Genomic DNA, 26,412 nt, shown 5'->3' on the forward strand with positions numbered 1-26,412 from the left:
TGACCCGCTGCGGTCGCGGGGGCCGAGCCGTCCGCCGACAATGGGTGGGCTCGGGGAGTTCGTACGACGGTGTTCGACGAAAGGTACGCACCCCATGACCACGGCGAAGGACATCATGCATCCCGGGGCCCAGTGGATCCCGGCACACGAGACGCTCGACCGCGCCGCCCAGCTGATGCGCAACCTGAACGTGGGCGCACTGCCCATCGCCGACGAGAACGAACGGCTCTGCGGCATCCTCACGGACCGCGACATCGTGGTCGGCTGTGTGGCCATGGGCCGCGATCCGGCGAAGGTGACCTGCGGCGAGATGGCGAAGGGCACCCCGCGCTGGGTCGAGTCGGACGCGGACGTCGGCGCCGTCCTGGAGGAGATGCAGGGCCACCAGATCCGGCGGCTTCCCGTCATCGAGGACAAGCGGCTCGTCGGCATGATCAGCGAGGCCGATCTGGCCCAGCACCTGTCGGACGAGCAGATCAAGTCGTTCTGCATGAGCGTCTACTCCGCTTCCTGACCGGTACGCGGGACCGCCCGGGCCACCGCGTCCGGGCGGTCACGCGTCACCGGGTGGCCCGACGGTCCGTGAGCAGACCGCCGGCCGCACGCGGGACACGCCCGGACGTACCGGCTCGGACGCCGGGGTGCGGCGGAAGGCTTTCGGTGGTCGGAGTGGACGTACCCCAGGACATAGCGTCGGTCTGACGATTACACTGGGCGGGTGCCTCAACTACGCCTCGCCCTGAATCAGATCGACTCGACCGTGGGAGACATCGCCGGGAACGCCGAGACGATCGTGCACTGGACCCGGCACGCCGCCGGGCAGGGCGCGCATCTCGTCGCGTTCCCCGAGATGGCGCTGACCGGATATCCCGTCGAGGACCTCGCGCTGCGCTCCTCCTTCGTCGAGGCGTCCCGGACGGCCCTGCGCGGGCTCGCCCGGCGGCTCGCGGACGAGGGGTTCGGGGAGCTGCCGGTCGTGGTCGGCTACCTCGACCGCTCCGAGCGGGCCGCGCCGAGGCTCGGCAGGCCCGCCGGGTCGCCGGAGAACGCCGCCGCCGTGCTGTACGGCGGGGAGGTGGTGCTGCGCTTCGCCAAGCACCACCTGCCGAACTACGGCGTCTTCGACGAGTACCGCTACTTCGTGCAGGGCGACACCCTGCCGGTGGTCCGCGTCCGCGGCGTGGACGTGGCCCTCGCGATCTGCGAGGACCTCTGGCAGGAGGGCGGCCGGGTGCCGGCGGCGCGCAGCGCCCGGGCGGGACTGCTCCTGTCGGTCAACGCCTCGCCGTACGAGCGGAACAAGGACGACACCCGGCTCGAACTGGTCCGCAAGCGGGCCCAGGAGGCCGGGTGCGTCACCGCGTACCTGGCGATGACGGGCGGTCAGGACGAGCTGGTCTTCGACGGCGACTCGATCGTCGTGGACGCGGCCGGCGAAGTGGTCGCGCGGGCCCCGCAGTTCGTGGAGGGCAGCGTGATCCTCGATCTGGAGCTGCCGGCGGCCGGGGCCGACGCGCCCGAGGGCCTGGTGGACGACGGGCTGCGGATCGACCGGGTGGTGCTGTCGGAGGAGCCGCTGCCCGCGTACGAGCCGGAGCTGACGGGCGGCTACGCGCACCGGCTCGACGACGACGAGGAGGTGTACTCGGCGCTGGTGATCGGACTGCGGGCGTACGTCGCGAAGAACGGTTTCCGCTCGGTCCTGATCGGCCTGTCCGGCGGCATCGACTCGGCGCTCGTCGCGTCGATCGCCTGCGACGCGCTCGGCGCGGACCAGGTGTACGGCGTGTCGATGCCGTCCAGGTACTCCTCCGACCACTCGCGCGGCGACGCGGCCGAACTGGCCCGCCGGACCGGGCTGCACTTCCGCACGGTGTCGATCGAGCCGATGTTCGACGCGTACATGGGTGCGCTCGGGCTCACCGGGCTCGCCGAGGAGAACCTCCAGTCGCGGCTGCGCGGCACGATGCTGATGGCGCTCTCCAACCAGGAGGGCCACATCGTCCTGGCGCCCGGCAACAAGTCGGAGCTGGCGGTGGGGTACTCGACGCTGTACGGCGACTCCGTCGGCGCGTTCGGCCCCATCAAGGACGTCTACAAGTCGGACGTCTTCCGGCTCGCGCGCTGGCGGAACCGGGCGGCCGAGGAGCGCGGCCAGACGCCGCCGATCCCGGAGAGCTCGATCAGCAAGCCGCCCAGCGCCGAGCTGCGGCCGGGCCAGGTCGACACGGACTCGCTGCCGGACTACGACGTCCTGGACGCGGTCCTCGCGCTGTACGTGGACCGGGACCAGGGCCTCGACGCCATCGTGGCGGCCGGGTTCGACGAGGAGCTGGTGGCGCGGACGCTGCAGATGGTGGACAGGGCGGAATACAAGCGGCGCCAGTACCCGCCGGGCACCAAGATCTCGGCGAAGGGCTTCGGCAAGGACCGGCGGCTGCCGATCACGAACGGCTGGCGGGAGACGGCGTCCGGCTGACGTCGGCGCCTTCCGCCGTGAGGGGGCTTCCCGTGACGACCCGGGAGGCCCCCTTCGCCGTACCCCGGTCGAGCAGGCCCGCCACCGCCGCGATCGCCAGCCCGACGGCCGTGAGGCCCGCGCCGACGAGGGCCGGGGAGGTCCAGCCCCAGCCGGCGGCGACGGCGGCCCCGCCGGCCCAGGCACCGCCCGCGTTGGCGAGGTTGAAGGCGGAGTGGTTGGAGGCGGAGGCGAGCGTCGGGGCGTCCTTCGCCTTGTTCATGACCAGCATCTGGAGCGGGGTGGTCGTCATGAAGCCGACCGCGCCGAGCACGACGACCGTGACCAGGGCGAGCCAGGGCACGTGGACGGTGAAGCGGAAGGCGACCAGGGCGAGGACGAGGGCCGCGAGCGAGCCGTACAGCGTGGGGCGCAGCGCCCGGTCGGTCAGCGGGCCCGCGGCGAGCGCCCCGCCGGTCATGCCCAGGCCGAAGAGGGCCAGGACGACCGTGACGGTGGAGTCGCCGAAGCCCATCACCTCGGTCGTCATCGAGGCGAGGTACGAGTAGACCGCGAAGACGCCCGCGAAGCCGAAGACGGCCGTGAGCAGGCCGAGAAGCACCTGGGGCCTGCCGAGGGCGCGCACCTCGCGGCCGAGGCCCTGCCGCTCGTCCACGGGCACGTGCGGGACGAGGCGGGCGAGCGCGGCGATGGCCGCCAGGCCGATGACGGAGACCACGAGGAAGGTGGCGCGCCAGCCGAGGTGCTGGCCGAGCAGGGTCGCGGCCGGCACACCGAGGATGTTGGCGACGGTGAGGCCGAGGAACATCGTGGCGACCGCCCGCGCCTGTCGGTTCTCGCGCACGAGACGCGCGGCGACGACCGCGCCGAGGCCGAAGAACGCGCCGTGCGGGAGCCCGGCGAGGACCCGGCCCGCGACGAGCCAGCCGAAGCCGGGGGCGAGCGCGGAGGCGAGGTTGCCGACCGTGAAGAGCGCCATCAGCAGGAGCAGCATCCGCTTGCGCGGGATCCGGGAGCCGAGGGCGGTGAGCAGCGGGGCGCCGACGACCACCCCGATCGCGTACGCCGAGACGAGGTACCCGGCGGTGGGGACGGAGGTGCCGAGGTCGTCGGCGACCTGCGGGAGCAGGCCCATCATCACGAATTCGGTGGTGCCGATGCCGAAGGCGGAGACGGCGAGCGCGAGCAGCGCCAGGGGCATGGTGAGGGGCCTTTCCCGGGAATTAGTTCTTCGACGAAACAAATCGTCTCAGACGTTTCCTTCCCGGGGGCTTCCGGAGGGTGAAGGAGAGGTTTCAGAGCTTCACGCGCGCGGCGATCGGGAGGTGGTCGCTGTTCGTCTCCGGCAGCGCCCAGGAGGACACCGGCTCCACGCCCTTGACCATGATCTGGTCGATGCGGGCCATCGGGAACGAGGCCGGCCAGCTGAAGCCGAAGCCGTCGCCCGCCGCTCCCTGGGTGGAGCGCAGCTGCGAGGTGACGGCGTTGAGCGCGCGGTCGTTCATGGTGCCGTTGAGGTCACCGAGGAGGACGATCCGCTCGTGGCGGTCGTCGGCGATGGCCTCGCCGAGCGCGTTCGCGCTGGAGTCGCGTTGGTTGGCGGTGAAGCCGGCGTTCAGCTTGACCCGGACGGAGGGCAGGTGGGCGACGTAGACGGCCACCTCGCCCTTCGGGGTGACGACGGAGGCGCGCATGGCGCGGGTCCAGCCCATGTGGATGTCGACGGGCTGCGCGGCGCGCAGCGGCAGCTTGCTCCAGAGTCCGACCGTGCCCTGGACGGAGTGGTACGGGTAGGTCTCGGCGAGCCCCTTCTCGTAGACCGGGACCATGTCGCCCTTCAGCTCCTCCAGGGCGAGCACGTCGGCGCCGGAGGCCGCGAGCGCGCGGGCGGTGCCCTCGGGGTCGGGGTTGTCGGCGTTCACGTTGTGGGTGGCGACGGTCAGGTCGCCGCCCGGGGCCGACTTGTCGGCGACGAGACCGCCGAAGAGGTTGAGCCAGACCACGGCCGGCAGCAGCAGGGCGATCAGTGCGGTGGCGGAGCGCCGCACGAGGGCGAGCACGAGGAGGACCGGCACGAAGAGGCCGAGCCAGGGCAGGAAGGTCTCGGTGAGACTGCCCAGGTTGCCGATCCGGTTGGGGATGTCGGAGTGGAACACCATGAGCGCCGTGAGCGCCACGGCGGTCACCGCGAGCAGGATGCCCCGGCGCCAGATCCCCCGGTCGTGCCGGAGCCCGCCGAGCGCGGTCCGGAACCGGGATCCGGGACGCCCGCCCCCCGTGCCGCCGTGGTCGGTCTCCGTCATGTCCACCCGCGCCATCGCACTGTCCTCACTGCCTTGCTGCCTTGCCGTACCGCTGTCCCGCTCCGTGACCCGACGTCGACACTAGGCGATGACGGGTCCGTCGTACTCCCCCAGGGACGACACGGGCGCGTGGCGGGTTCCTGCAGGTGGCGCGGGCGGGGAGGCTGTGACAGAACGCGCACATTCGTACGGGTCGGGGCGGCTGCTCCCGCTTCCGTCGGAGACGTTCCCGCCGGAGCGTCTTCCGTCGGAGCGTCTTCCGTAGGGGACGTCCTCCGTCAGGGGCGTTGTCCGTCAGGTTCGGGGACGCAGGCCCTCCATGACGGCGTCGACGACCTGCTCGGCGAGGCCGGGCTCCAGGGTGGCGCCGGGCCGGATGACCGTACGGAGGAGCAGGGGCCCGGTGAAGAGGTCGTTCACGAACTCGACGTCGAGGTCGTCGCGGATCTCCCCCAGTTCCATGCCGCGCCGCACCGTGTCGAGGCCGAGGCGGCGGCGCGGTTCGATGACGGTGCTCTGGTAGGCCTCCCACAGCCGGGGATAGGCCTGCATCTGCGAGAACACGTTGTGGAGCAGGGCGGAGGAGCGCTTGGCGAGGCCGCGCTGCCGCAGCATCTCCAGGAGCATGACGAGGTCCTCGCGGACGGAGACGCCGGTGAGCACCGGGTCCTGGGGTTCCAGCGAGCGGAGCAGCTCGACGAAGAGCTCCTCCTTGCCGGGCCAGCGGCGGTAGATGGTGGCCTTGCCGACCCCGGCGGTACGGGCGATCCGCTCGATGGACAGCTCGGAGAGCGGGAGGCCCTCCTCCAGGAGGCCGCCGACGGCGTCGAAGATCGCCCGCTCGACACCTTCGGACCGGGGCCGCCCGCGCCGGGCCGCCTCGGGCGCGGGTGCGTCGGCCTTCGGCCCGTCGTCCTGGGGGTCGGGGTTCCCGCTGTCCTGCAGGGACACGTGCGCTCCGTCTCTGATCCGGGTACTGCCTGCCGTCCCCCGATTCTCCCGCGCGCCCCTCCCACCCGGCACCACCCCACGCCCCCGGGCCCCCGCGTGCGCGGGCACGCGCCCGGCGGCGGGCACCGCCCGCCAGGGCGCGAGGCCCGTGCCCTGGCGGGCCGCCACCAGCCACGGCGCGAGGCCCGCCCCGTGGTCGGGCTAACGCGCCGGGGTCGAGGCGCGGGGGTTGCTCGGGTTCGATTCCGGCGCCGCGTCGGTGCCCGTACCGCCGTCGTCCGGCGCCGCGTCGGTGCCCGTACCGCCGCCGTCCGTCACGGCACGGCCCGGGAGGAAGGCCGCCACCACCGCCGCGCCCGCCAGGGCTATCGCCGCCGAGGCGATCGCCGTGACGTGCATCGCGTCCAGGAAGGCCGTGTACGCGGGGGCGACCAGGTCCTTGCCCGCCGGGCCGAGCTTCTCCGCGACCGTGAGCGTCGCCTCGATGGACTCGCCCGCCGTGTCGCGCAGGGCTGCCGGGACCTGGCCCAGGTGGCCCTCGATCTCGCCCCGGTAGGTGGAGGAGAGCACCGAGCCGAGGACGGCCACGCCCAGCGCGCCGCCGACCTGCCGGAAGGTGTTGTTGATGGCGGAGCCGGAGCCCGCCTTCTCGCGCGGCAGCGCCTGCATGATCGCGACGGTGACCGGCGGCATGATGTGCGCCATGCCCGCGCCCTGGAGGAAGAACACGACCTCCAGGACCCAGACCGGGGTCGTCGCGTCGAAGAGGGAGAAGGCCGCGAGGCCGAGGGCGACGAGCAGCATGCCGGCGGTGCAGACGACCCGGGCGCCGAAGCGGTCGACGACGAGCCGGGCCCGGGGCGCGAAGACCATCTGCGCGACGGCGAGCGGCAGGATGAGCAGCCCGGACTCCAGCGCGCTGTAGCCGCGCACGCTCTGCAGGTAGAAGGCGGAGAAGAAGGTGACGCCCATGAGGGCGAAGAAGACGAGGGCGATCGCGGCGACGGCCGCCGAGAACGCGGGCTTCCTGAAGTACGACATGTCGATGGCCGGGTGGTCGCTGCGCCGCTCGTGGAGGACGAAGACGACGAGGACCGCGAGGCCGCCGAGGACCGGGGCGAAGACGGTCACGTCGGTGACGTCGGCCAGCTCGCCGCCGTGGATGATCCCGTACACGAGGAGGACGAGTCCGACGACGGAGAGCAGCACGCCGGGTATGTCGACGCGGCCGGGGTTCGGGTCCCGGGAGTCGGGCACGAGCCAGACCATCAGGGCGAGGGCGAGGAGCACCACGGGCACGTTGACGAGGAAGATCGATCCCCACCAGAAGTGCTCCAGGAGGATGCCGCCGGTGATGGGGCCGATCGCGATGGCGAGGCCGACGCTGCCGGCCCAGATGCCGATGGCCTTGGGCTGCTCGTCGCGCTCGAAGACGTTCATGAGGACGGCGAGCGTCGCGGGCATCACGAACGCGGCGCCGAGGCCCATGACGGCCCGGTAGGCGATGAGCTCGCCCGGGGAGCCGGAGAGGGCGGCGAGGGCGGAGCCGATGCCGAAGACGGTGATGCCGAAGAGCAGCACCTTCTTGCGGCCGAGCCGGTCGCCGAGCAGGCCGGAGGTGAAGAGGAGTCCGGCGAAGACGAGCGTGTAGGAGTTGATGGCCCACTCCAGCTCGCTCTGCGTGGCGCCGATGCCGGTGGGCGCGGGCGCGGCGATCGTCCTGACGGCGACGTTCAGGATGGAGTTGTCGAGGACGACGATCAGCAGGCTGAGCATGAGGACGCCGAGGACGGCCCAGCGGCGCCGGTGGACGGCCTCGGGGACGCGGGGCCCGGCGGGTGCGGCGGGTGCGGTGGACGGTTGTGACATGGGCACCACCCTAGGGGTATTTCGATACGAGACCGTCTCGTATCGAAAAAACTGAGGAAGGCTTTACGTTGCGGCGGTGTGAACAGCGCCACTCCGGCCCACTTCCCCGCCCGCCCGGCGAAGTGCCACCATGGACGTGGTCCGGGGACGCCACAGGGCGCCTCGAGATGACAAGAGGAGCCGTTCACCATGACGCTTCAGGCTGCCCAGAAACCGCCCGCCGACAGCAGCAAGGCGCTGTACGGCGGGAAGGGCACGCGCCGCATCACCGTCCACGACATCGCCGCCGCCAAGGTGCGCGGCGAGAAGTGGCCCATGCTCACCGCCTACGACGCCATGACCGCCTCCGTCTTCGACGAGGCCGGCATCCCGGTGATCCTCGTCGGCGACTCGATGGGCAACTGTCACCTCGGCTACGACACCACCGTGCCCGTCACGATGGACGAGATGACCCTGCTCTCCGCCGCCGTCGTGCGGGGCACGAAGCGTGCCCTCGTCGTCGGCGACCTCCCCTTCGGTTCGTACCAGGAAGGGCCCGTCCAGGCCCTGCGCAGCGCCACCCGGCTCGTCAAGGACGCCGGCGTCCACGCGGTCAAGCTGGAGGGCGGCGAGCGCTCGCTGCCGCAGACCGAGCTGCTCGTCCAGGCCGGCATCCCCGTCATGTCCCACCTGGGCCTCACCCCCCAGTCCGTCAACACCATGGGCTACCGGGTGCAGGGCCGCTCCGACGAGGCCGCCCACCGGCTGCTCAGCGACGCCAAGGCGGCACAGGACGCGGGCGCCTTCGCCGTCGTCCTGGAGCTCGTGCCGGCCGAACTGGCCGCCGAGGTCACCCGCTCGCTGCACATCCCGACCATCGGCATCGGTGCCGGCGCCGGCACCGACGCGCAGGTCCTCGTCTGGACCGACATGGCCGGACTGACCGGCGGCAAGGTACCGCGCTTCACCAAGCAGTACGCCAACCTCCGCGAGACGCTCGGCGACGCCGCCCGCGCCTTCGCCGAGGACGTGAGCGGCGGGGCCTTCCCCGCCGAGGAGCACACCTTCCACTAAGACTTGTTCCGCAATTCACCAGATGGTGAGCTGCGGACTGCACGCCGTTCGGGTGCCGGGCGCTCCAGCGTGGTCGCGCAGGTGGCGCGGCTCATCTGGGGTTGCCCGGTCCCGTCGTTCGGCGGTTCGGTGAGCAGAGGTCACCCGCTGGGCGGGGACTGCCACGCGACCAGCACCCCGAGGGGTGTTCTGGCACGGTGTGGTTGACTCACGCAGGGCTTCTTCCAGCCCTTCTCCGTACGCGATCTGCGCGTGCCGCGACCGGGCGGAGTCCAGTCGGGCGGTCTTGGGGTCATCGGGGTCGGTCAGGTCCACGAAGGCGGCCAGGGCGGCGGAGACAAGGTCCCGCTTGCCGACGAGTCCACAGGCGGTGCACTTGTGTTCCCGGTCCCGGAGCGTCTTGATGACGCGCTCGCCGCACAGGCAGTGCTGCGACAGGGCCGTGGACCAGGTGGAGGCACGCACGAGACGGCCACTGGCAGCCCGGCACTCGATCTCCAGGGCGGAGATCAACATGCCGGGTGTGGTCTGGGAGAGGCGCTTGCCCCACAGCCGGTACCAGGTGCGGATGTCGCAGTCCTCCACCGTCAGGCGGGGGCCGTGGGCGGCGACGACGTCGCGGGCCACTGCGCGGGCCCGGTGACGCCGGTACTCGGCCGCGGAGGCTGCGGCTTCGGCCTGGCGGGCGCGCAGCTCCCGGTAGCCGCGGGAGAGCCGGTCGCGGCGGAACGCCTGTTTCGGCACCCCATCGATCCAGGAGTCGCGGGCACCCCCCGGCGCGGTGACGGTCTTCTCCGGAAGTCCCTTGGTGGCCCTGCGCTCCGCCCGGCGGGCCTGCTTCTTCGACAGTCCGTACTGTCCGGTGTTCGTGGACCGGCGGGAGCGTTCCAGCGCCCTGGCCCGACCGCGCCGCTTCTTCGCCTCCTTCTCCAGCCGCGCCCGCTCGGCGTCGGTGAGGACGATCTCGGAGGAGACGGCGGTGCCGGTCGAGGGGGCCAGGTTCGCCGGGAAGGACACCACGGACAGGTTGGAGACGTTGCCGTCCACCCCACCGATGCGGTCCAGCCCGGCGGCCTGCTGCCGCATCCGCCGGACGGACGGGGAGGCGTAGCCGGGGCCGAGGACCATCAGGTGCGCCTCGTACGCCCAGCCGCCCGGCGCAGACGCCTTGCGGCGGCGTACCAGGTCCACCTTGTGCCAGCGAGCACCGACCTCAAGGAAGTGCCGGGCGCGGGCTTCCTGGCCCGGTCCCTGGGGGATGCGGACGGGCAGGACGAGGTCACCGCGCTTGCCGTCTGGGCCGCCCGCAAACACCACGGCGAGCGGGCCGGTGTGGTCCCACCAGGTGGCCTTGCGCATCCCCTTGTGAGTGGGGATCTTGCCGTCCGGCTTGGCCGGGGTCGGCATCCGGCGGGGCTGCGTCAGGTCGTGCCGACCGCCGTCGGCGTAGGCCATGGCGTGGCCGTGGAGGGTGCCGACGAGGCGGAAGGTCTCCCACTTGTTGGCGGTGGTGTGGGAGCGGGCACGGCCGGGGATGCGGGTGAAGTCGTGCTGGCGTCCGACGCGGGGGCGGCCGTGGCGGTTGCTGGTGGTGTCGGCGAACAGGTGCCGCTGCACGCCGTTCCACACCTCGTCGGCCATGTGCATGGCCAGGGCCTTGGAGGCGTGGTGCTTGAGATGCCCGGACTCTTCGAGGTGTTTGTAGGCGCAGCGCTCCAGGGCCTCACGGGACAGGCCGAGGCGCTGCCGTACGGCCTTCGCCCCGCGCTCGTTGCGCTCGTGGAAGGCGGCCCAGTACGCGTCGACCTTGGCGCGGGCGTCGCGCTGGACGGCCCGCTTGACCGACCACATCGCGCCGAACAGCTTCTCCATCCGGGCCATGTCGGCGGGGTCGGTGACGGCCAGGGGCAGCACCATCACGGACACGATCCCGCCGTCGGGCTTGGTCCACTTCGGGGCCTTGCTCTTCCCCCGGTACTTCCGCTGCGCCTGGGCGTGCCGCATGACCGTCACCTCCCTTCAAAATTGCCCTTGTCAATGCTCTGCAAGCCCTTCTGGATCTCGCGCACGTCATGAATCCGGGCCCCCTTCCGAGGGTTCCTCGGCGGGCGATGCCTCACGCCACAAGGCGGGCCCGATGTTGTCGACCGCCGTCGTCCAGGCGACGCCGGTGGCGGGCTGGACGTATGCGAAACGCAGGAGCCGGCCGCCGTGCCACTCGTGAACGATGGCCGTCAGCACTCCTTCACCTCGGCTGGCGATGTCGCGAACCCTCCGGTGAAGGAGGGGGTGACCATCCCCGCCCTCGGCACCCGGCGCGCTCACCGTTCGGACTCCTCGCAGGCGTCGAACCACCGGTCGAGGAACTTCTGCCACCCGGCCTCGGCACGAGCTCGGAGAGCCGGGCTCAAGCCCTCCGGCGGTACGGGAACACCATGCTGCGCTTCGTCAGCATCCGTCGCTTCCATGCACCAACCATAAGCGCAACCGACTTTAAGTTGCAAGCACTTAAGGTCGGGTTCCCTGCGAGAGCGAGCAAGTAGGGTCACTGACAACAAGTGAGCCGGAGGTAGGAACATGTCGGGCGATGCATGGATCAGCGAGACCGCGCCATACCTGGCCCCTCGCAAGCCCGGCCAGAGCGACGCATGGACCGACGAGGCCGCCCGCCGTGGACGCCGCGGCGGCCAACGGCTCCTCCAGGCAGGCGAAGCGGAAGCCCCCGACGCCGTCCGCACCGCCCTGCGGTTGTCCGACACCGAGCGCGTGGTCGTCAGGCGCAGGCTGATCCTGCTCGACGACCAGCCCGTGGAGCTGGCCGACTCCTACTACCCCATGCCCATCGCCGCAGGCACACCCCTGGAGGAACCGAGCAAGGTGCCCGGCGGCGCCCTCACCCTGCTCAAGGAACTCGGGTACACCGGCACCGAGGTCGTCGAGGACGTGAGCGCCGCCCTCGCCACCGAGGAGGAGCGCGAGCATTTGGACCTGCCGGAGGGCAGCGCCGTCCTCCACCTGCTCCGCCTGACACTGACCGCCGACGGAACACCGATGGAGGCATCCCTGATGACCATGCCGGCCGGCAGACACCTCACATACCGGCTCGGGAAGAAGGACGCGTGATGGCGAGGGAGTTCAAAGATCCGAGATCACCGCACCAGAAGATCGCGGCGGAGCTTCGACGGCAGATCACCCGGGGAGACCTCCCTCCAGGAAGCAAGCTGGGCTCGACGGCCGAGCTGATGGAGCAGTACGGCGGCGTGGCCAATACGACCGTCCAGAAGGCCCTCCAGACATTGAAGGCCGAGGGGCTCCTCGAAGGGCTCCCGGGCAAGGGCGTGTACGTGCGACAGCACGCCCAGCAGTCCGTCGAGCCGAGCGTCTACATGAGGCCGGTCGGACCTGACGAGCCCTACCCGTGGATGTCCGAAGCCGCGAAGCGGCAGCAGGTCGGCAGGTCGCAGCTCCTCGCCGTCGAGGTCGTCGCCCCGCCGAAGGAGGTGGCCGAAGTCCTGGAGCTGGAGGACGGCGAGCGAGCCGTACTCCGCAAGCAGATCCTCTTCCTGGATGAGGAGCCGACGGAACTCACGAGGTCGTACTACCCACTGAGCCTGGTCGAGGGCACGGCCGTGCTGGAGAAGAAGCGGATCCGAGGCGGCACGCCGGCTCTGCTCGACTCGATGGGCTTTCCTCCACGCGAGTTCGTGGACGAGCTGTCTTCCGAGATCCCGACGGAGGAAGAGGTCGTGGCACTGGAGCTCCCGAAAGACATGCCTGTACTGGTGGCCTTCCGGGTGGTCTACTCCGACGCCCGGCGTCCGATCGAGGTCACGCTGATGACGAAGGCTGCGCACCGCTACCGGATGCGCTACAGGCTGCCCGTGACATAGGTACGTCCTCGCCGGCCTCCCTGCGACCATCCCCAACCAGCTCACCGGTCACCAGCTGCTCATCGGAGGCCGGGCCTACCGCAGCGCATCCGAGGTCACCACCAGTAGGACGAGGAGCAAGCCGTTCGCCGAGCGGCGGGCACGGGCCGAACACGCCCTCGCCCACCTCAAGGGCTTCGAGCCACTGCGGCACCACCCGACAGCCCGCCGACATCCCCCATCGGCGGGCTGTCGGTCGTCTGTCGGGGGATTGTCGGTGGCGCCCTGTTCCATGGTGGACATGACGCGATCACACACCAACGCCGTCGAGGTCCGGGGCCTCGTGAAGCACTTCGGCGAGACGAAGGCCCTCGACGGGGTCGACCTGGACGTCCGGGAGGGCACGGTCCTCGGGGTCCTCGGGCCCAACGGCGCCGGAAAGACCACCCTCGTCCGCTGCCTGTCCACCCTCCTCGTCCCGGACGCCGGGACCGCCACCGTCGCCGGCTACGACGTGGTGAAGCACCCCCGCCAGCTGCGCCGCACCATCGGCCTCACCGGTCAGTACGCCTCGGTCGACGAGAAGCTGTCCGGCTGGGAGAACCTCTACATGATCGGGCGGCTGCTCGACCTCTCCCGCGCCGACGCCCGCCGACGCGCCGACGAGATGCTGGAGCGCTTCTCCCTCACCGACGCCGCCAAGCGCCCGGCGATGAACTACTCCGGCGGCATGCGGCGCCGCCTCGACCTCGCCGCCTCGATGATCGGACAGCCCGCCGTCCTCTACCTGGACGAGCCGACCACCGGCCTCGACCCCCGCACCCGCAACGAGGTGTGGGACGAGGTGCAGCGGATGGTCTCGGAGGGCGTGACCGTCCTCCTCACCACCCAGTACATGGAGGAGGCGGAGCAGCTCGCGAGCGAGCTCACCGTCATCGACCGGGGCAAGGTCATCGCCAGGGGCGGGGTCGACGAGCTCAAGGCCAAGGTCGGCGGCCGGACCCTGAAGGTCCGCCCCGTGGACCCGGGCCAGCTGCCCGCCATGGCCGCCGCGCTCCGCGAGACCGGCCTCGACGGGGTCGCCGGCTCGACCGTCGTGCCCGACGAGGGCGCGCTGTACGTGCCGATCCTCGCCGACGAGCAGCTGACGGCCGTCGTGGCCCTGCTCGGCGCCCGCGGCTTCGGCATCGCCCACATCGGCACCCACCTGCCCAGCCTGGACGAGGTGTTCCTCGCGATCACCGGCCAGAAGACCGCCGATGCCGAACTGTCCGACGCGATCACCGAGGAGGTCGCCGCGTGAGCACGACCACTGTCACCAAGTCCCCCGCCGACACCCGGGGTCCGGCCGCGACGCGCACCGCTCCCGCCGCCGAGGGCCGGATCGGCCTGCGGGCCAACCTGCGCCACATCGGCGCCCTGGCCCGGCGCAACGCCCTCCAGATCAAGCAGGACCCGGAGTCGATGTTCGACGCCGTCCTGATGCCGATCATCTTCATCCTGCTGTTCGTGTACGTCTTCGGCGGCGCCATCGCCGGCAAGGGCAACAACGACGCGTACGTGAACTACGTGACGCCCGGCCTGATGGCCATGATGGGCATGAACATCGCGATGGCCGTCGGAGTCGGCATCAACGACGACTTCAAGAAGGGGGTCATGGACCGGTTCCGGACGATGCCGATCGCCCGGTCCTCCGTCCTCATCGCGAAGATCTTCGTCGAGGTGGGCCGCATGCTCATCGCCACCTCGATCCTGCTCGGCATGGGCTTCCTGCTCGGCCTGACGATCCACACCTCGGTGCTCCACCTCTTCGCCGCCATCGGCCTGTCGATGGTCTTCGGGGCGTCCCTCATGTGGATCTTCATCCTGCTCGGCCTCACCATGAAGACGGCCCAGGCCGTGCAGGGCATGGCGATGCTGGTCCTGATGCCGCTCCAGTTCGGTTCCTCGATCTTCGCCCCGCCGACGTCGATGCCCGGCTGGCTGGAGACCTTCACCGACTACAACCCGCTGTCCAACCTGGCCGACGCCGCCCGCAACCTGATCAACGGCGGGCCGGTCGCCCACTCGGTGTGGATGACCCTCGGCTGGGCGGCACTGATCACCGTCGTGACGGCGCCGCTCGCGGTCGCCAAGTTCCGCAAGAAGACCTGAGTCCCGACCGGGGGATCATGACTCGGCGCGCTCACTGATCGCGTCGGCGGCGCGACCGAGCAGGGCGGCGGCCTCCTCCAGGGAGAGGCCGCCGCCCTCCGCGTATGCCTCCTCGAACTCCCCGTCGCCGACGGCGGACCGGGCCAGTTCCGTCGCCCGCGCCCGGTTCTCCCGCTCCATGGGCGGCGGCAGATGCCCGGGCGGCAGCAGTCCCTCGTACGCGCCGAGCAGCACGGCGGCGGTACGGGACGAGGGGCCGCCGAGCCCGGCGAGCGCCCAGGCGGCGGTGATCAGATGGACCGCCGGCATCTGCGGGGCGACCATCAGCGACAGGGCGCCGAGGGAGCGCTCGTAGGCCTTCCGGGACAGTCCGAGCGCCGCGCCGTACCGCTCTTCGAGGTTGAACACCCAGGCCAGGCTGCCGAGCGTGAAGCCCTCGAAGATGGAGAACGTCTCCGAGCTGAACTCGTCGAGCAGCCGCTCCAGATGGACACGGGCCTCGGCCGTCCGGCCGGTCCGGCCGAGCAGCAGCGCCAGGAAGATCCGGGCCGCGAGCATCGGCTCGTGCCCCCGGCCGTGCTCGCCCTCCACCACCTCGCGCAGGATCTGCTCCGCCTCCTCACGGCGGCCGGTCTCGATCAGCATGTCGGCGTACCGGGCACGCAGCAGGGCCATCTGGGACTGCGCGCCGATCCGCTCCGCGTAGGCGATGGCGTCGGCGTAGTCCTGGGCGGCGCCCTCGAACTCCAGCCGCCGCTCACGGGCCTCGGCCCGCGAGGACAGCGCCTCGGCCGCGCCCCAGGAGTCACCGAGGCGTACGAAGATCTCCAGGCTCTCCTCGGCGTCGGCGCCCGCCCGCTCGGCCAGGTCGGACCGGTTGGCGAGCATGTTGGCGCGCAGCTGGAGGGCGTTGGCGAGCTCCCAGTCGTAGCCGTAGCGGCGGCAGGCGGCGACGTGCGCCTCCAGGGCCTCGCCCATCCGGCCCGGTTCGCCGATGAGGAGGACGGCGAAGACCGCGAAGGAACCGGGCAGGCGGCAGGTCTGCGGGAGCCCCGGCGCGTAGACCGCGTTGATCCGCCGCAGCCGCTCGATCCCCGCGGGGGTCGTCCAGCGGCCCGTCTCGTGGTCCATGTTGAGGAGCTCGATCAGCCGCACCCCGCGCCGGGCCTCCCAGCGCTGCTCCTCGGAGAGCGGCGGGGCCGTGGCGGTGCACGGCTCGTGCAGCGGTACGACGGGGGCGGCGGGAGTCCCGAACGGGTCGGGGCCGAGCGCGGCGACGGACTCCGCCCAGTGCAGTGCGTCACCGCGCAGGTCCCTCATCTGCCAGTACCAGAGCAGCGAGTGGACGAGGACCAGCGCCTCGTCCTCGTCGCGGGCGTCGATGGCCCGGCTCAGCGCGGTGCGGATGTTCCCGTACTCGGTGCCGAACCGGGCGACGGCCTGCACCTGCCCGGGGCCGCGCAGCTCCGGATCGGTGCGGCAGGCCAGTTCGCGGTAGTACGTGAGGTGCCGGCGCTCGGCGGCGGCCCGGTCCCCGGCCTCGTCGAGCCGCTCGCCGGCGTACTCCGCGACGGTCTCCAGGAGCCGGTAGCGCATGCCGTTCTCGCCCGGCGCGGCGACGACGAGGGACTTGTCGACCAGGGCCCCGAGCACGTCGAGGACGCCGGGGCTCCCCGGGGCGGCGCACACCGCCTCCGCCGCGTCCAGGTCGCAGCCGCCCGTGAACACCGACAGGCCGCGCAGCACGGCCCGCTCGGCCTCGTCCAGGAGGTCCCACGACCAGTCGACGACCGCCCGCAGGGTCTGCTGCCGGGGCAGGACGGTCCGGGCGCCCGAGGTCAGCAGCCGGAAGCGGTCGTCGAGCCGGTCCGCGATCTGGCGCAGGGTCAGCATCCGCAGCCGGGCCGCCGCCAGTTCGATGGCCAGCGGCAGGCCGTCGAGGCGCCGCACGACCTCGCCCGCGGCGACCGGGTCGTCCTCGACGCGGAAGCCGGGACGGACCGCCGCGCCCCGCTCCCCGAGCAGCCGCAGCGCCATCCCGTCCGGCAGCGGTCCGAGGGGCCGGACCGCCTCGCCCGGGACGCCGAGCGGCTCCCGGCTCGTGGCGAGCACCCGGACCCCGGCGCAGCGTGCGAGGACCGTCTCGGCGAGTTCGGCCGCGGCGCCGACGAGGTGCTCGCAGTTGTCGAGGAGGAGCAGCATGCGCCGCCCGGCGCAGTGCTCGACGAGCCGGCCGAGCGGGTCGCCGCCGCCGCGCAGCTCCTCGGCCCCGGCGCCGCGCAGCACGGTCTCGCGGGCGCCGACGGCCGCGAGGACCGCCTCGGGGACGGCCTCCGGGTCCCGTACGGGCGCGAGTTCGGCCACCCAGACGCCGTCCGGCCAGTCCTCGGTGCCCCGCTCGGCCGCCTCCTGCGACAGCCGGGTCTTCCCGGCCCCGCCCGGCCCGAGCAGCGTCACGAGCCGCGCGCCGCGCAGGTCGTCCCGGACGAGGGCGATCTCCTCGTCGCGCCCGACGAAACTGGTGAGCCGCGCGCGGAGATTGCCCCGGAGGGGCGTCCGCGCGGGTTCCGGGGCGAGGAGCTCCGCGTGGAGGGCGCGCAGGACCGGGGACGGGTCCGTGCCCAGGCGGGTGGCGAGGGCGCGGCGGACCGACTCGTAGGCGTCGAGCGCCTCGGCCGCCCGGCCGGTGTCGCGCAGGGCGCGGATCCGGAGGACCTGGAGCGGCTCGTCCAGCGGGTGGGCGGCGCACAGGGCGGTGAGCTCGGGGAGGGCGGTGGGCGCGTCGCCGAGGGCGAGGGCCGCGTCGAGCCGGGCGCGGCGGGCGTCGAGACGGCGGGCCTCCCAGCGGGTGGCCTCCGCGTCCCGGTCCGGCAGGTCGGCGAGGGCGGGGCCGCGCCAGAGCCCCAGCGCCTCGTCGAGGAGGGCGGCGGCGCGGGCGGGGTCACCGGTGCCGAGCGCGGCCACGCCGTCGGCGGCGAGGCGCTCGAAGCTGCGGGCGTCCACGTCCTCGGGCCGGGCGTCCAGCCGGTAGCCGCCCTCAAAGGACACCACCCGGTCCCGGCCGAGGGCCCTGCGGAGCCGCCCGACGAGGGCCTGGAGCGCGGCGGGCGCGTCGGCGGGCGGCTCGTCGCCGTGCCACACCTCGTCCACGAGATCGGGTACGGGAACGGTCCGGCCGGCCCGCAGGGCGAGGACGGTGAGCAGCGCACGGACCCGGGGGCCGCCGACGGGGAGGTCGGTGCCGTCGGGGGTGCGGGCGAGGGTCGGCCCGAGGACGAAGTAACGCACGCCCCCATTCTCCGCGAGTCCGCACGCGCCCCCGCCCCGGCCCCACGCGGCCCGCGCCCGGTGGGCCGATGCCCCCGCGGCTCTGCGCCGTGCGGGGCGCCGCCCGCAACGGGGCGGGCGCAGCCCACGACGCGCGGGGTGGAACTTCGGTCGAGGGCCGGTACGTTTCCCGGGCACGGTTCAGTCCTCCGTCCCCTGGGAGCCCCCGAGATGACCACGGCCACCACCCGGCGCCACGAACGGCGGATCAGCCCCGTCTTCCTGGCGATCCTCGCCGTCATGGCCGTCACCGGCTGGGCGGTGTGGACGGACTTCGCCGCCTCGCCCGGTGTGGCCGTCTTCCTCTTCGTGACCTCGGCCTGGGTCGTGTCGCTCTGTCTGCACGAGTACGCGCACGCCCGGACCGCCCTGCACGGCGGCGACATCACGGTGGGCGCGAAGGGCTATCTGACGCTCAACCCGCTCGCGTACACGCACGCCGTGCTGAGCGTCGTCCTGCCCGTGCTGTTCGTGATCCTGGGCGGGATCGGTCTGCCGGGCGGTGCGGTCTTCATCGAACAGGGCCGGATCCAGGGCCGCTGGAAGCACAGCCTGATCTCGGCGGCGGGCCCCCTGACGAACGTGCTGTTCGCGATCGTCTGCACGGCGCCGTTCTGGCTGGGCGCGCTCGACGGCGTGCCGTTCGCGTTCCAGTTCGCGCTGGCGTTCCTGGCGTTCCTCCAGGTGACGGCCGCGCTCCTGAACTTCCTGCCGGTGCCGGGGCTCGACGGCTACGGGGTGGTGGAGCCCTGGCTGTCGTACAAGGTGAAGCGGCAGATCGCGCCGTACGCGCCGTACGGCTTCTTCATCGTGATCGCCCTGCTGTTCGTGCCGGCGGTCAACAACGCGTTCTTCGACGCGATCGACGCCCTGCTGCGCTCCCTCGGGGTGCCCGAGGCGAGCCGGTACTGCGGCTCGCAGCTGTTCCGCTTCTGGGAGGGGGCGCCGCCGGAGTTCTGCCGGGTCTAGGGGGTGTCTTGTCGGTCACGCCGCGAGCCCGGCCTGATCGGCAAGACACCCCCTAGCCCTGGGCCTGCACCTTCGCGCGGCGGATGTAGTACCAGGCCATGTTGGAGGAGAGGCCCGCGAGGAGCACCCAGACGATGCCGAGGAAGCTGCCCTCGACGAACGAGACGACGGCCGCGGCGACGGCCAGGGCGCAGACCACGAGGGCGTAGAGGGCGAGGCGGGGCATGGGGGTCGGCTCCTGTCGGGGTACGGCGTTGTCGTGCCCGTCCAGTGTCCCCCATGCCCCGGTCCGTGACGGGACCGGCTCAGATGTCGGTGACCCGGAGTCCCGCGTGCGCCTTGTAGCGGCGGTTGACGGAGATCAGGTTGGCGACGAGCGACTCGACCTGGTGGGCGTTGCGCAGGCGTCCGGCGAAGACGCCGCGCATGCCGGCGATGCGGCCGGCGAGGGCCTGGACGATCTCGACGTCGGCGCGCTCCTCGCCGAGGACCATCACGTCCGTGTCGATCTCCTCGATGGTGGTGTCCTTGAGGAGGACGGCGGAGAGGTGGTGGAACGCGGCGGCGACCCGGGAGTCCGGGAGGAGCGCGGCGGCCTGCTCGGCGGCGGAGCCCTCCTCGGGCTTGAGGGCGTAGGCGCCCTTCTTGTCGAAGCCGAGCGGGTTGACGCAGTCCACGACGAGCTTGCCGCGGAGCTCCTCGCGCAGGGACTCCAGGGTCTTGGCGTGGCCGTCCCAGGGCACGGCGACGATGACGACATCGCTGCGGCGGGCGGTCTCGGCGTTGTCGGCGCCCTCGACGCCGTGGCCGATCTCGGCGGCGACGTCCCGGGCGCGGTCGGCGGCGCGGGAGCCGATGATCACCTTCTGGCCGGCCTTGGCGAGCCGGTAGGCGAGGCCGCGGCCCTGGTCGCCGGTGCCGCCGAGGACGCCGACGACGAGTCCGGAGACGTCGGGGAGGTCCCAGGGGTCCTTGGGGGCGGGCTTGCTCTCAGTCGAAGTCATGGCCCCGACATTACCGACCGGTCGGCGCGGCCGGGACGGAACCTCCGCGCGCTACCAGCGCGCCGGGGGCGGGGCCGTCAGGCGGTCCGCCAGGCCGGAGAGGCGGTCCCGGAGGCGGCGGCCGCCCCGTGGCGACGGCAGGCTGTTCTCCCCGGCCGCCGCGCTCACCAGGTGCTGGACCGTGTCGAGGTCGACCCCAGCGTCCTGCGCCACGGTGAGCGTCTCGTGCGCGAGGCCCCGCACCTCCTCGTCGCCCGTGTCGAGCGAGAGGACCGTCGCCCCCGCGCGCCGGGCGTCGTGCACCCGCTGGAGCAGCCCCGCGTCCGGCCGCGCCGGCGCGACCATGAGCAGGGTCGCGCCGCGCCCGGCGGCCTCCAGGCGGCCGAGGCCGACGGCCAGGTGGGCCGGGGCGCCGGGCCGCACCCGGTGGCGGACCAGTGTCGGCGCCAGCTCCGGGAGCCCCGACCAGGCGGACTCGTCGACGAGGTGCGCCGCCAGGTGCCAGGGCTCGTACTCCTCCGTGCCCACCAGGAGCAGTCCGCCCCGGTGCGGTACGACGGAGGAGCGGAGCGCGCCCGCGAACCGGCGGGCCGCCCCGGGCCACTCCGTCCCGGCGAGCACGTCCCGCAGCAAGGCGACCCGTACGGCATCCATGGGCCCGCATCCTGCCCGAGCCGGGGCCCGCGCGGGGGCGATCGGGAAGGTTCCACCCGTACGGGAGCGGCCGGGCGCTGCTAATTCGGTTGCCCGCGGCTTCCGGCGGCCGGAGCATGGCCTCTCGTGTCCTCCCCTCGCGCCTCGCTCCTGACCAGGCTCTCGGCCCTGCTTCCCGATCTCTCGCCGTGGCGGGCGTCGGCCGACTTCCGGCTGCTGTGGGTCCAGGGGCTCGTCACGTACTTCGGCAGTGCGATGGCGATGATCGCCCTGCCGCTCCAGATCAAGGAACTGACGGGTTCGCCGCTCGCGGTCGGCGCGATGGGCGCGGTCGAGCTGGTCCCGCTCGTGGTGTTCGGCCTGTACGGCGGTGCGCTCGCGGACGCGGTGGACCGGCGGAAGGTGATCCTGGGGACGGAGGCGGGGCTCGGGCTGCTCGCCGTCCTGCTGCTGCTCAACGCGCTGCTGCCGGACCCGATGCTCTGGCCGCTGTACGTGGTCGCGGCCGGGGTGTCGGCGCTCGCGGGGCTCCAGCGTCCGGCGCTCGACTCCCTGCTCGCCCGGATCGTGCCGCACGACCAGCAGACGGCGGCGGCCGCGCTGAACTCGCTGCGCTGGCAGATCGGGTCGATCGCGGGCCCGGCCGTCGCGGGTCTGGTGGTGGCGTACGCGGGTCACGCGCCCGCGTACGGGGTGACGATCGCCTGTTTCGCGCTCTCGGTCCTGATGTGCCGCCGCCTCTCCCCCGCGCCGCCCGCGCACGACGCGGAGAAGCCCTCGCTGCGGGGCATCGCGGAGGGGGCGCGGTACGCCTGGTCGCGGCCCGTGCTGCTCGGCACGTACGTGATCGACCTGGCGGCGATGTTCTTCGCGTTCCCGAACACGATCTTCCCGTTCCTCGCGGACGAGCTGGACGCGGACTGGTCGCTCGGTCTGATGTACGCGGCGGGTTCGGTGGGCTCGCTGGTCCTGGGCCTGACGAGCGGCTGGACCTCGAAGGTGCGCCGGCACGGGCTGCTGGTGGCCGGTGGCGCGGCGGGCTGGGGCCTGGCGATCGCGGCCGCGGGCTGGTTCGGGAACATCTGGCTGGTGCTGGTGTGCCTGGCCTTCGCGGGCGCGGGCGACATGCTGAGCGGGCTCGGCCGCGCCACGATCTGGAACCAGACGATCCCGGAGGAGCTGCGCGGCCGGCTGGCCGGCATCGAGGTGCTCTCCTACAGCGTGGGCCCGCAGCTGGGCCAGGTCCGGGCGGGCGCGATGGCCGGCTGGACCGGGACGCGGGCGGCCGTCTGGACGGGCGGCGTGGCGTGCGTCGCCTCGGTGGGGCTGCTCTGTCTGGCGCTGCCGAAGCTCCTGACGTACGACTCCGCCACGGACGAGGACTCGCTGCGCCGCAAGGCCCAGCAGGAGGCGACCCGGAGGGAGTCCGCAGGGGCCGTCTGAGCGGCCCTTGCGGACTCCAGGGGTCCCCTAGTCCTCCGGCGTCGTGTCCTTCCCGGCGGACTCGTGCCAGCGCGGGTCGGTCTCCCACTCCAGGTTCCGCTCGCGGGCGGTCTCCATGGCGTGGGCGGCCTCCTCACGGCTGGTGTACGGGCCGAAGCGGTTCTTCGCCGGGCACTCGGGGCCCTCTTCGACCTTCTTGTGCTCCAGGCAGTAGTACCACTCGCCCGGTTTGCCCACGGTGCGCTTCTTGAACAGGGCCATCGTCTTCGGCTCCTTCCTTCGGGACCATGCTGCCCCAGACCCGGTCGTTAGACTCGCTGGCATGTCTGGCCAGTCGCTTCTCGTACCGGGGGAGCTCTCCCCCCATCGCTCCGTCCCGGGCTCCATCCGCCGCCCCGAGTACGTCGGGAAGCCCGCACCGGCCCCGTACACCGGGCCCGAGGTGCAGGATTCCGACACCATCGAACGGATGCGGATCGCCGGCCGCATCGCCGCCCAGGCGATGGAGGAGGCCGCCAAGCACATCGCCCCGGGTGTCACCACCGACGAGCTCGACCGGGTCGCGCACGAGTACATGTGCGACCACGGCGCCTACCCGTCCACGCTGGGCTACCGCGGCTTCCCGAAGTCGCTGTGCGCCTCGATCAACGAGGTCATCTGCCACGGCATCCCCGACTCCACCGTCCTGCGCGACGGCGACATCGTGAACCTGGACGTCACCGCGTTCATCAACGGCGTCCACGGCGACAACAACGCCACCTACCTCTGCGGCGACGTCGACGAGGAGTCGCGGCTGCTCGTGGAGCGCACGCGGGAGTCCCTCAACCGGGCCGTCAAGGCGGTGAGGCCGGGCCGCCAGATCAACATCATCGGGCGGGTCATCGAGTCGTACGCCAAGCGCTTCGGCTACGGGGTCGTGCGCGACTTCACCGGGCACGGGATCAACTCGTCGTTCCACTCCGGCCTGATCGTCCCGCACTACGACTCGCCCCACCACACCACCGAGATCAAGACCGGCATGACCTTCACGATCGAGCCGATGCTGACGCTCGGCACCCACGACTACGACATGTGGGACGACGGCTGGACCGTGGTGACCAAGGACCGGAAGCGGACCGCCCAGTTCGAGCACACGCTCGTGGTGACCGAGACCGGGGCGGAAATCCTTACGTTGCCCTGACTCCCCGAGTGGGTAGCTTTTTACCGACAGGACGTCGGGAACCAGTTGACTTAGGTAAGCCTAACTTGGCAGGATCGTCACTGGTTCCCGTCCCATCGGTCTCGGAGGCACGCCTTGGACACGCCCTTCTCGACGCTCATCCGTACGGCCTCCCACGAGCAGCACACGGAGGCGGAGACCTCGTCCTTCATGGGTGACCTGCTGGGCGGACGCCTGGGGGTCGACGCGTACGCGCGCTACACGGAGCAGCTCTGGTTCGTGTACCGGGCCCTGGAGGAGGGTGCGGAGGCGCTGCGCGAGGACCCCGTCGCCGGGCCGTTCATACAGCCCGAGCTGTTCCGCACGGCCGCCCTGGAGCAGGACCTCGCCCATCTGCGCGGCGCGGACTGGCGCGCCGGGGTCTCCCCGCTGCCCGCCACCGTCGCGTACGCCGAGCGGGTGGCCGAGTGCGCCCGCGACTGGCCCGCCGGCTATGTGGCCCACCACTACACGCGCTACCTGGGCGACCTGTCGGGCGGCCAGATCATCCGCGACAAGGCGGAGCGGACCTGGGGCTTCGACCGCAAGGGCGACGGCGTCCGCTTCTACGTCTTCGACGGGATCTCCAACCCGGCGGCGTTCAAGCGGGCGTACCGGGAGCTGCTCGACGGGGTGAACGCCGACGACCTGGAGAAGCAGCGGATCGTCGACGAGTGCAAGCGCGCCTTCGACTTCAACAGCGCGGTCTTCCGCGAGCTGGGCGGGGAGTACTCGCTCAGCGCGTGAACGGTCACGCGCCGAGCGAGCTGCGCTTGAACGACTCACGCGACCGATGAGCGGCGCGTGACCGACGCACGCGCCGAGCGAGCTGCGGGTGACCGAAGCACGCGCCCGATGAGCGGCGCGTGAACGATTCAGCGCGTGAGCGTTCCTTCCAGGCGGACCCGTCCGCCGAGTTCCACGATGCCGTCAGGGCCGGGGGCAGTGAGCAGCTGCGAACCCCGGCCCTGCGTGATGTTCAGGGCCCGTCCCAGCTCCGCCGTGAGGAGCAGCGCCGCCGCGCCGGTCGCCTCGTCCTCGTCGATGCCGTCGCCGCGGCCCGGGAAGCCCCGCGCCCTGACGCGGCCCGCGGCCTCCTCCTCCCACGCCCAGGCGTAGATCCACTCTCCCGGCTCGGGCACGTCGAGGGCCTCCACCTCGGCCACGGAGCCGTACTGGCGCAGGGTGCGGGGCGGCGCCCACTCGGCGCGCGCCTCGATCCAGGTGAACTCCCCGTCGCCGCGCACCCACACCTCACCGGCCGGCGGGTGGACGACCTCCAGGTCCAGCAGCCAGGCCGCGCCGACGAGCGGATGCCCGGCGAACGGCAGCCGCAGGCCGGGCGTGTAGATGTCGACGATCCCGCGCTCCGGGTCGTCCACGAACACCGTCTCGCTGAAGCCGAGTTCCTTGGCGAGTGCCTGTCGGGAGGACTCGTCGGGACGGGTACGGGCGTCCCGTACGACTCCGAGGCGGTTGCCGTGCCGGCCGTCGCCCGCACAGAAGACCCGGAGGACGTCGATGTCAGTGGCCGTCGTGTTCATGGCGGAATTGAATCACCCGGCGGAAGACGGCAGGGCCGCACCGCCGTTTCCGGGGTGCGGCCCTGCCTGGTGGGGGGGGTGACCGCGGAGCGGATCAGGAGGCCGTGGCGCGGCGGCGGACGGTGAGGACGACGGCGGCGCCCGCGGCGGCGGTCAGCCCCCTCGTCGAACCGAGCCGAACCGAGCCGAACCGATCTGTAACGACAGGTAGCTGAATTCACCTCAAAACACCCTCCTTGACCTTCTCTTGACCAAGCCATGAGGACTCCATGAAGCCTTCGTGATCAGGCCGTGTCCGGTACGCCCGGCCTGAGAGCTGAATCACTGGACGGGTGGGTATTGCTGAGGTAAGCCTCGGTTAAGTTAGGTCCGCCTCAGCACCGTCCCCCGCGTTCCTGGAGTCCTCTATGCGAGCCGTCCGTCTCTCCGTCGTCACCGCCGCCGCGACCGCGGCCGCTCTGACCGCCGTCACGGGCTGCGCCGAGAAAAGCGACTCCAAGGCGGAGGACGGCGCGGTGACCGTCGTCGCCAAGGACGACTCCTGCGAGGTCTCGAAGAAGGACTTCCCGGCCGGGCACGTGAAGCTGAACGTGGAGAACCGCGGCTCCAAGGTGACCGAGGTCTACGTCCTGTACCCGGACGACCGGATCGTCGCCGAGCGCGAGAACATCGGCCCCGGCATCAAGGCCACGCTCACCGCCGAGATCAAGGCCGGCGACTACGCCGTCGTGTGCAAGCCCGGCATGAAGGGCGACGGCATCCGCCAGCAGGTCAAGGTCACCGGCAAGGGCGCCGCGTCCGCGAAGCGCTCCCCCGAGATGGACGCCGCCGTCGCCGCCTACCGCCAGTACGTCCAGGCGCAGGCCGACGCGACCCTCCCCAAGGTGAAGGTCTTCACCGACGCCGTCCGCGCCGGTGACGTCGAGGCCGCGAAGAAGGCCTACGCCGAGTCCCGCATCGGCTGGGAGCGCACCGAGCCGGTCGCCGAGTCCTTCGGCGACATCGACCCGAAGGTCGACGTCCGCGAGGACGGCCTGGAGGACGGCCAGGACCCGGCGAAGGACTGGACCGGCTGGCACCGCCTGGAGAAGGCGCTCTGGCAGGACAAGAAGATCGGCGACCGCGAGAAGGAGCTCGCCGGCCTCCTCGACAAGGACCTCGCGGACTGGGTGAAGCGGGTCGGCAAGGCCGAGATCACCCCGACCTCCATGGCCAACGGCGCCAAGGAGCTCCTGGACGAGGTCGCGAGCGGCAAGGTCACCGGCGAGGAGGAGCGCTACTCCCACACCGACCTCGTCGACTTCAAGGCGAACGTCGAGGGCGCGCAGAAGTCCTTCGAGCTGCTGAAGCCGGTCGCCACGAAGAACGACCCCGCGCTCGTCGCCGAGCTCGACAAGCAGTTCGCCGCGCTGAACACGCTCCTCGACAAGTACCGCACGGACAAGACGAGCTACGTCTTCACCTCGTACGAGAAGGTCGGCAAGCCCGAGCGCAAGGAGCTCTCCGACGGCGTCAACGCGCTGGCCGAGCCCCTCTCCAAGCTCGCCGCCGCGGTCGTCAAGTAGTCGCCGAGTCATCAGGGACGGGAACACCGA

Annotated in this window: 22 protein-coding genes and 1 pseudogene; 12 read left to right on the forward strand and 11 right to left on the reverse strand. The window is 72.0% G+C overall.

All coding sequences use genetic code 11. The features are described 5' to 3' along the window. Positions 1-94 precede the first annotated feature (94 nt). Both ACN9MM_RS11745 and ACN9MM_RS11750 read left to right on the forward strand, forming a co-directional pair. Positions 95-514 carry a CBS domain-containing protein gene (locus tag ACN9MM_RS11745; protein ID WP_426363563.1) on the forward strand — a complete coding sequence of 140 codons (420 nt, stop codon included), beginning with the start codon at positions 95-97 and terminating at the stop codon, positions 512-514. 204 nt (positions 515-718) lie between these two features. Further along, positions 719-2,479, forward strand: a complete 1,761-nt coding sequence (locus ACN9MM_RS11750; RefSeq protein WP_426363564.1) for an NAD+ synthase — start codon at positions 719-721, stop codon at positions 2,477-2,479. Here ACN9MM_RS11750 and ACN9MM_RS11755 read toward each other — a convergent pair. From ACN9MM_RS11755 to ACN9MM_RS11770, 4 genes are all read right to left on the reverse strand, one after another. Further along, on the reverse strand, positions 2,445-3,680 hold the full coding sequence (locus tag ACN9MM_RS11755) for an MFS transporter (protein ID WP_426363565.1): 1,236 nt from the start codon (positions 3,678-3,680) through the stop codon (positions 2,445-2,447). The genes ACN9MM_RS11750 and ACN9MM_RS11755 overlap by 35 nt on opposite strands. Positions 3,681-3,774: 94 nt before the next feature. Further along, the gene (locus tag ACN9MM_RS11760) at positions 3,775-4,797 is read right to left on the reverse strand and encodes an endonuclease/exonuclease/phosphatase family protein (protein WP_426363566.1); all 1,023 of its coding nucleotides are present in this window, start codon (positions 4,795-4,797) and stop codon (positions 3,775-3,777) included. Positions 4,798-5,076: 279 nt separating this feature from the next. Beyond that, positions 5,077-5,733 carry a TetR/AcrR family transcriptional regulator gene (locus ACN9MM_RS11765; protein WP_426363567.1) on the reverse strand — a complete coding sequence of 219 codons (657 nt, stop codon included), beginning with the start codon at positions 5,731-5,733 and terminating at the stop codon, positions 5,077-5,079. 201 nt (positions 5,734-5,934) lie between these two features. Then, positions 5,935-7,602 carry an MFS transporter gene (locus ACN9MM_RS11770; RefSeq protein ID WP_426363568.1) on the reverse strand — a complete coding sequence of 556 codons (1,668 nt, stop codon included), beginning with the start codon at positions 7,600-7,602 and terminating at the stop codon, positions 5,935-5,937. 189 nt (positions 7,603-7,791) lie between these two features. Here ACN9MM_RS11770 and panB point away from each other — a divergent pair, with 189 nt between their 5' ends. Next, positions 7,792-8,655 carry a 3-methyl-2-oxobutanoate hydroxymethyltransferase gene (gene panB / locus ACN9MM_RS11775; protein ID WP_426363569.1) on the forward strand — a complete coding sequence of 288 codons (864 nt, stop codon included), beginning with the start codon at positions 7,792-7,794 and terminating at the stop codon, positions 8,653-8,655. Between the two features lie 15 nt (positions 8,656-8,670). Here panB and ACN9MM_RS11780 read toward each other — a convergent pair whose 3' ends face one another. Then, positions 8,671-10,659, reverse strand: coding sequence for a zinc ribbon domain-containing protein (locus tag ACN9MM_RS11780; RefSeq protein ID WP_426363570.1), 1,989 nt, complete (start codon positions 10,657-10,659; stop codon positions 8,671-8,673). A 573-nt stretch (positions 10,660-11,232) separates the two neighbouring features. On the opposite strand from ACN9MM_RS11780, the gene ACN9MM_RS11785 reads away from it, so the two are divergent. The 4 genes from ACN9MM_RS11785 (at position 11,233) to ACN9MM_RS11800 (ending at position 14,678) form a co-directional block, all read left to right on the forward strand. Continuing rightward, positions 11,233-11,778, forward strand: a complete 546-nt coding sequence (locus ACN9MM_RS11785; protein WP_426363571.1) for a GntR family transcriptional regulator — start codon at positions 11,233-11,235, stop codon at positions 11,776-11,778. Further along, positions 11,778-12,545, forward strand: a complete 768-nt coding sequence (locus tag ACN9MM_RS11790; RefSeq protein ID WP_426363572.1) for a GntR family transcriptional regulator — start codon at positions 11,778-11,780, stop codon at positions 12,543-12,545. The genes ACN9MM_RS11785 and ACN9MM_RS11790 overlap by 1 nt, the downstream gene beginning before the upstream one ends. Positions 12,546-12,816: 271 nt before the next feature. Further along, positions 12,817-13,827 (forward strand): ATP-binding cassette domain-containing protein, encoded by a 1,011-nt coding sequence (locus ACN9MM_RS11795; protein WP_426363573.1) that lies wholly within the window; start codon positions 12,817-12,819, stop codon positions 13,825-13,827. Beyond that, complete coding sequence (locus tag ACN9MM_RS11800) at positions 13,824-14,678, forward strand: ABC transporter permease (protein ID WP_426363574.1); 855 nt, start codon at positions 13,824-13,826, stop codon at positions 14,676-14,678. Before ACN9MM_RS11795 ends, ACN9MM_RS11800 begins: the two co-directional genes overlap by 4 nt. Before the next feature lie 15 nt (positions 14,679-14,693). On the opposite strand, the gene ACN9MM_RS11805 is transcribed toward ACN9MM_RS11800, so the two are convergent. Then, positions 14,694-17,966, reverse strand: a complete 3,273-nt coding sequence (locus tag ACN9MM_RS11805) for a BTAD domain-containing putative transcriptional regulator (protein ID WP_426363575.1) — start codon at positions 17,964-17,966, stop codon at positions 14,694-14,696. Between the two features lie 210 nt (positions 17,967-18,176). Between ACN9MM_RS11805 and ACN9MM_RS11810 the strand changes: the two genes are divergently transcribed. Beyond that, entirely contained in the window at positions 18,177-18,974 is a 798-nt protein-coding gene (locus ACN9MM_RS11810) for a site-2 protease family protein (protein ID WP_426363576.1), read from the forward strand. A 52-nt stretch (positions 18,975-19,026) separates the two neighbouring features. Here ACN9MM_RS11810 and ACN9MM_RS11815 read toward each other — a convergent pair. From ACN9MM_RS11815 to ACN9MM_RS11825, 3 genes and pseudogenes are all read right to left on the reverse strand, one after another. Then, positions 19,027-19,255: pseudogene (locus ACN9MM_RS11815) on the reverse strand (hypothetical protein). A 24-nt stretch (positions 19,256-19,279) separates the two neighbouring features. Further along, on the reverse strand, positions 19,280-19,978 hold the full coding sequence (npdG, locus tag ACN9MM_RS11820) for an NADPH-dependent F420 reductase (RefSeq protein WP_426363577.1): 699 nt from the start codon (positions 19,976-19,978) through the stop codon (positions 19,280-19,282). 51 nt (positions 19,979-20,029) lie between these two features. Next, positions 20,030-20,632: a hypothetical protein gene (locus ACN9MM_RS11825; RefSeq protein ID WP_426363578.1), complete on the reverse strand. Its 603-nt coding sequence runs from the start codon at positions 20,630-20,632 to the stop codon at positions 20,030-20,032. A 126-nt stretch (positions 20,633-20,758) separates the two neighbouring features. On the opposite strand from ACN9MM_RS11825, the gene ACN9MM_RS11830 reads away from it, so the two are divergent. Next, complete coding sequence (locus ACN9MM_RS11830) at positions 20,759-22,075, forward strand: MFS transporter (protein ID WP_426363579.1); 1,317 nt, start codon at positions 20,759-20,761, stop codon at positions 22,073-22,075. A 27-nt stretch (positions 22,076-22,102) separates the two neighbouring features. Here ACN9MM_RS11830 and ACN9MM_RS11835 read toward each other — a convergent pair whose 3' ends face one another. After that, positions 22,103-22,336 carry a hypothetical protein gene (locus ACN9MM_RS11835; RefSeq protein ID WP_426363580.1) on the reverse strand — a complete coding sequence of 78 codons (234 nt, stop codon included), beginning with the start codon at positions 22,334-22,336 and terminating at the stop codon, positions 22,103-22,105. A gap of 61 nt (positions 22,337-22,397) precedes the next feature. On the opposite strand from ACN9MM_RS11835, the gene map reads away from it, so the two are divergent. Beyond that, a complete protein-coding gene (map, locus tag ACN9MM_RS11840) occupies positions 22,398-23,255 on the forward strand; it encodes a type I methionyl aminopeptidase (RefSeq protein ID WP_426363581.1) in 858 nt (285 codons plus the stop codon). Positions 23,256-23,369: 114 nt separating this feature from the next. Continuing rightward, on the forward strand, positions 23,370-24,020 hold the full coding sequence (locus ACN9MM_RS11845) for a heme oxygenase (biliverdin-producing) (protein WP_382869215.1): 651 nt from the start codon (positions 23,370-23,372) through the stop codon (positions 24,018-24,020). Between the two features lie 128 nt (positions 24,021-24,148). Here the strand turns inward: ACN9MM_RS11845 and ACN9MM_RS11850 are convergent, their stop codons facing one another. Beyond that, a complete protein-coding gene (locus ACN9MM_RS11850; protein WP_426363582.1) occupies positions 24,149-24,817 on the reverse strand; it encodes a PhzF family phenazine biosynthesis protein in 669 nt (222 codons plus the stop codon). A 407-nt stretch (positions 24,818-25,224) separates the two neighbouring features. Here ACN9MM_RS11850 and efeO point away from each other — a divergent pair, with 407 nt between their 5' ends. Beyond that, positions 25,225-26,382, forward strand: a complete 1,158-nt coding sequence (efeO, locus tag ACN9MM_RS11855) for an iron uptake system protein EfeO (RefSeq protein WP_426363583.1) — start codon at positions 25,225-25,227, stop codon at positions 26,380-26,382. Positions 26,383-26,412: the final 30 nt, after the last annotated feature.

Source organism: Streptomyces sp. E-08 (assembly GCF_049913095.1).
Classification (GTDB): domain Bacteria; phylum Actinomycetota; class Actinomycetes; order Streptomycetales; family Streptomycetaceae; genus Streptomyces.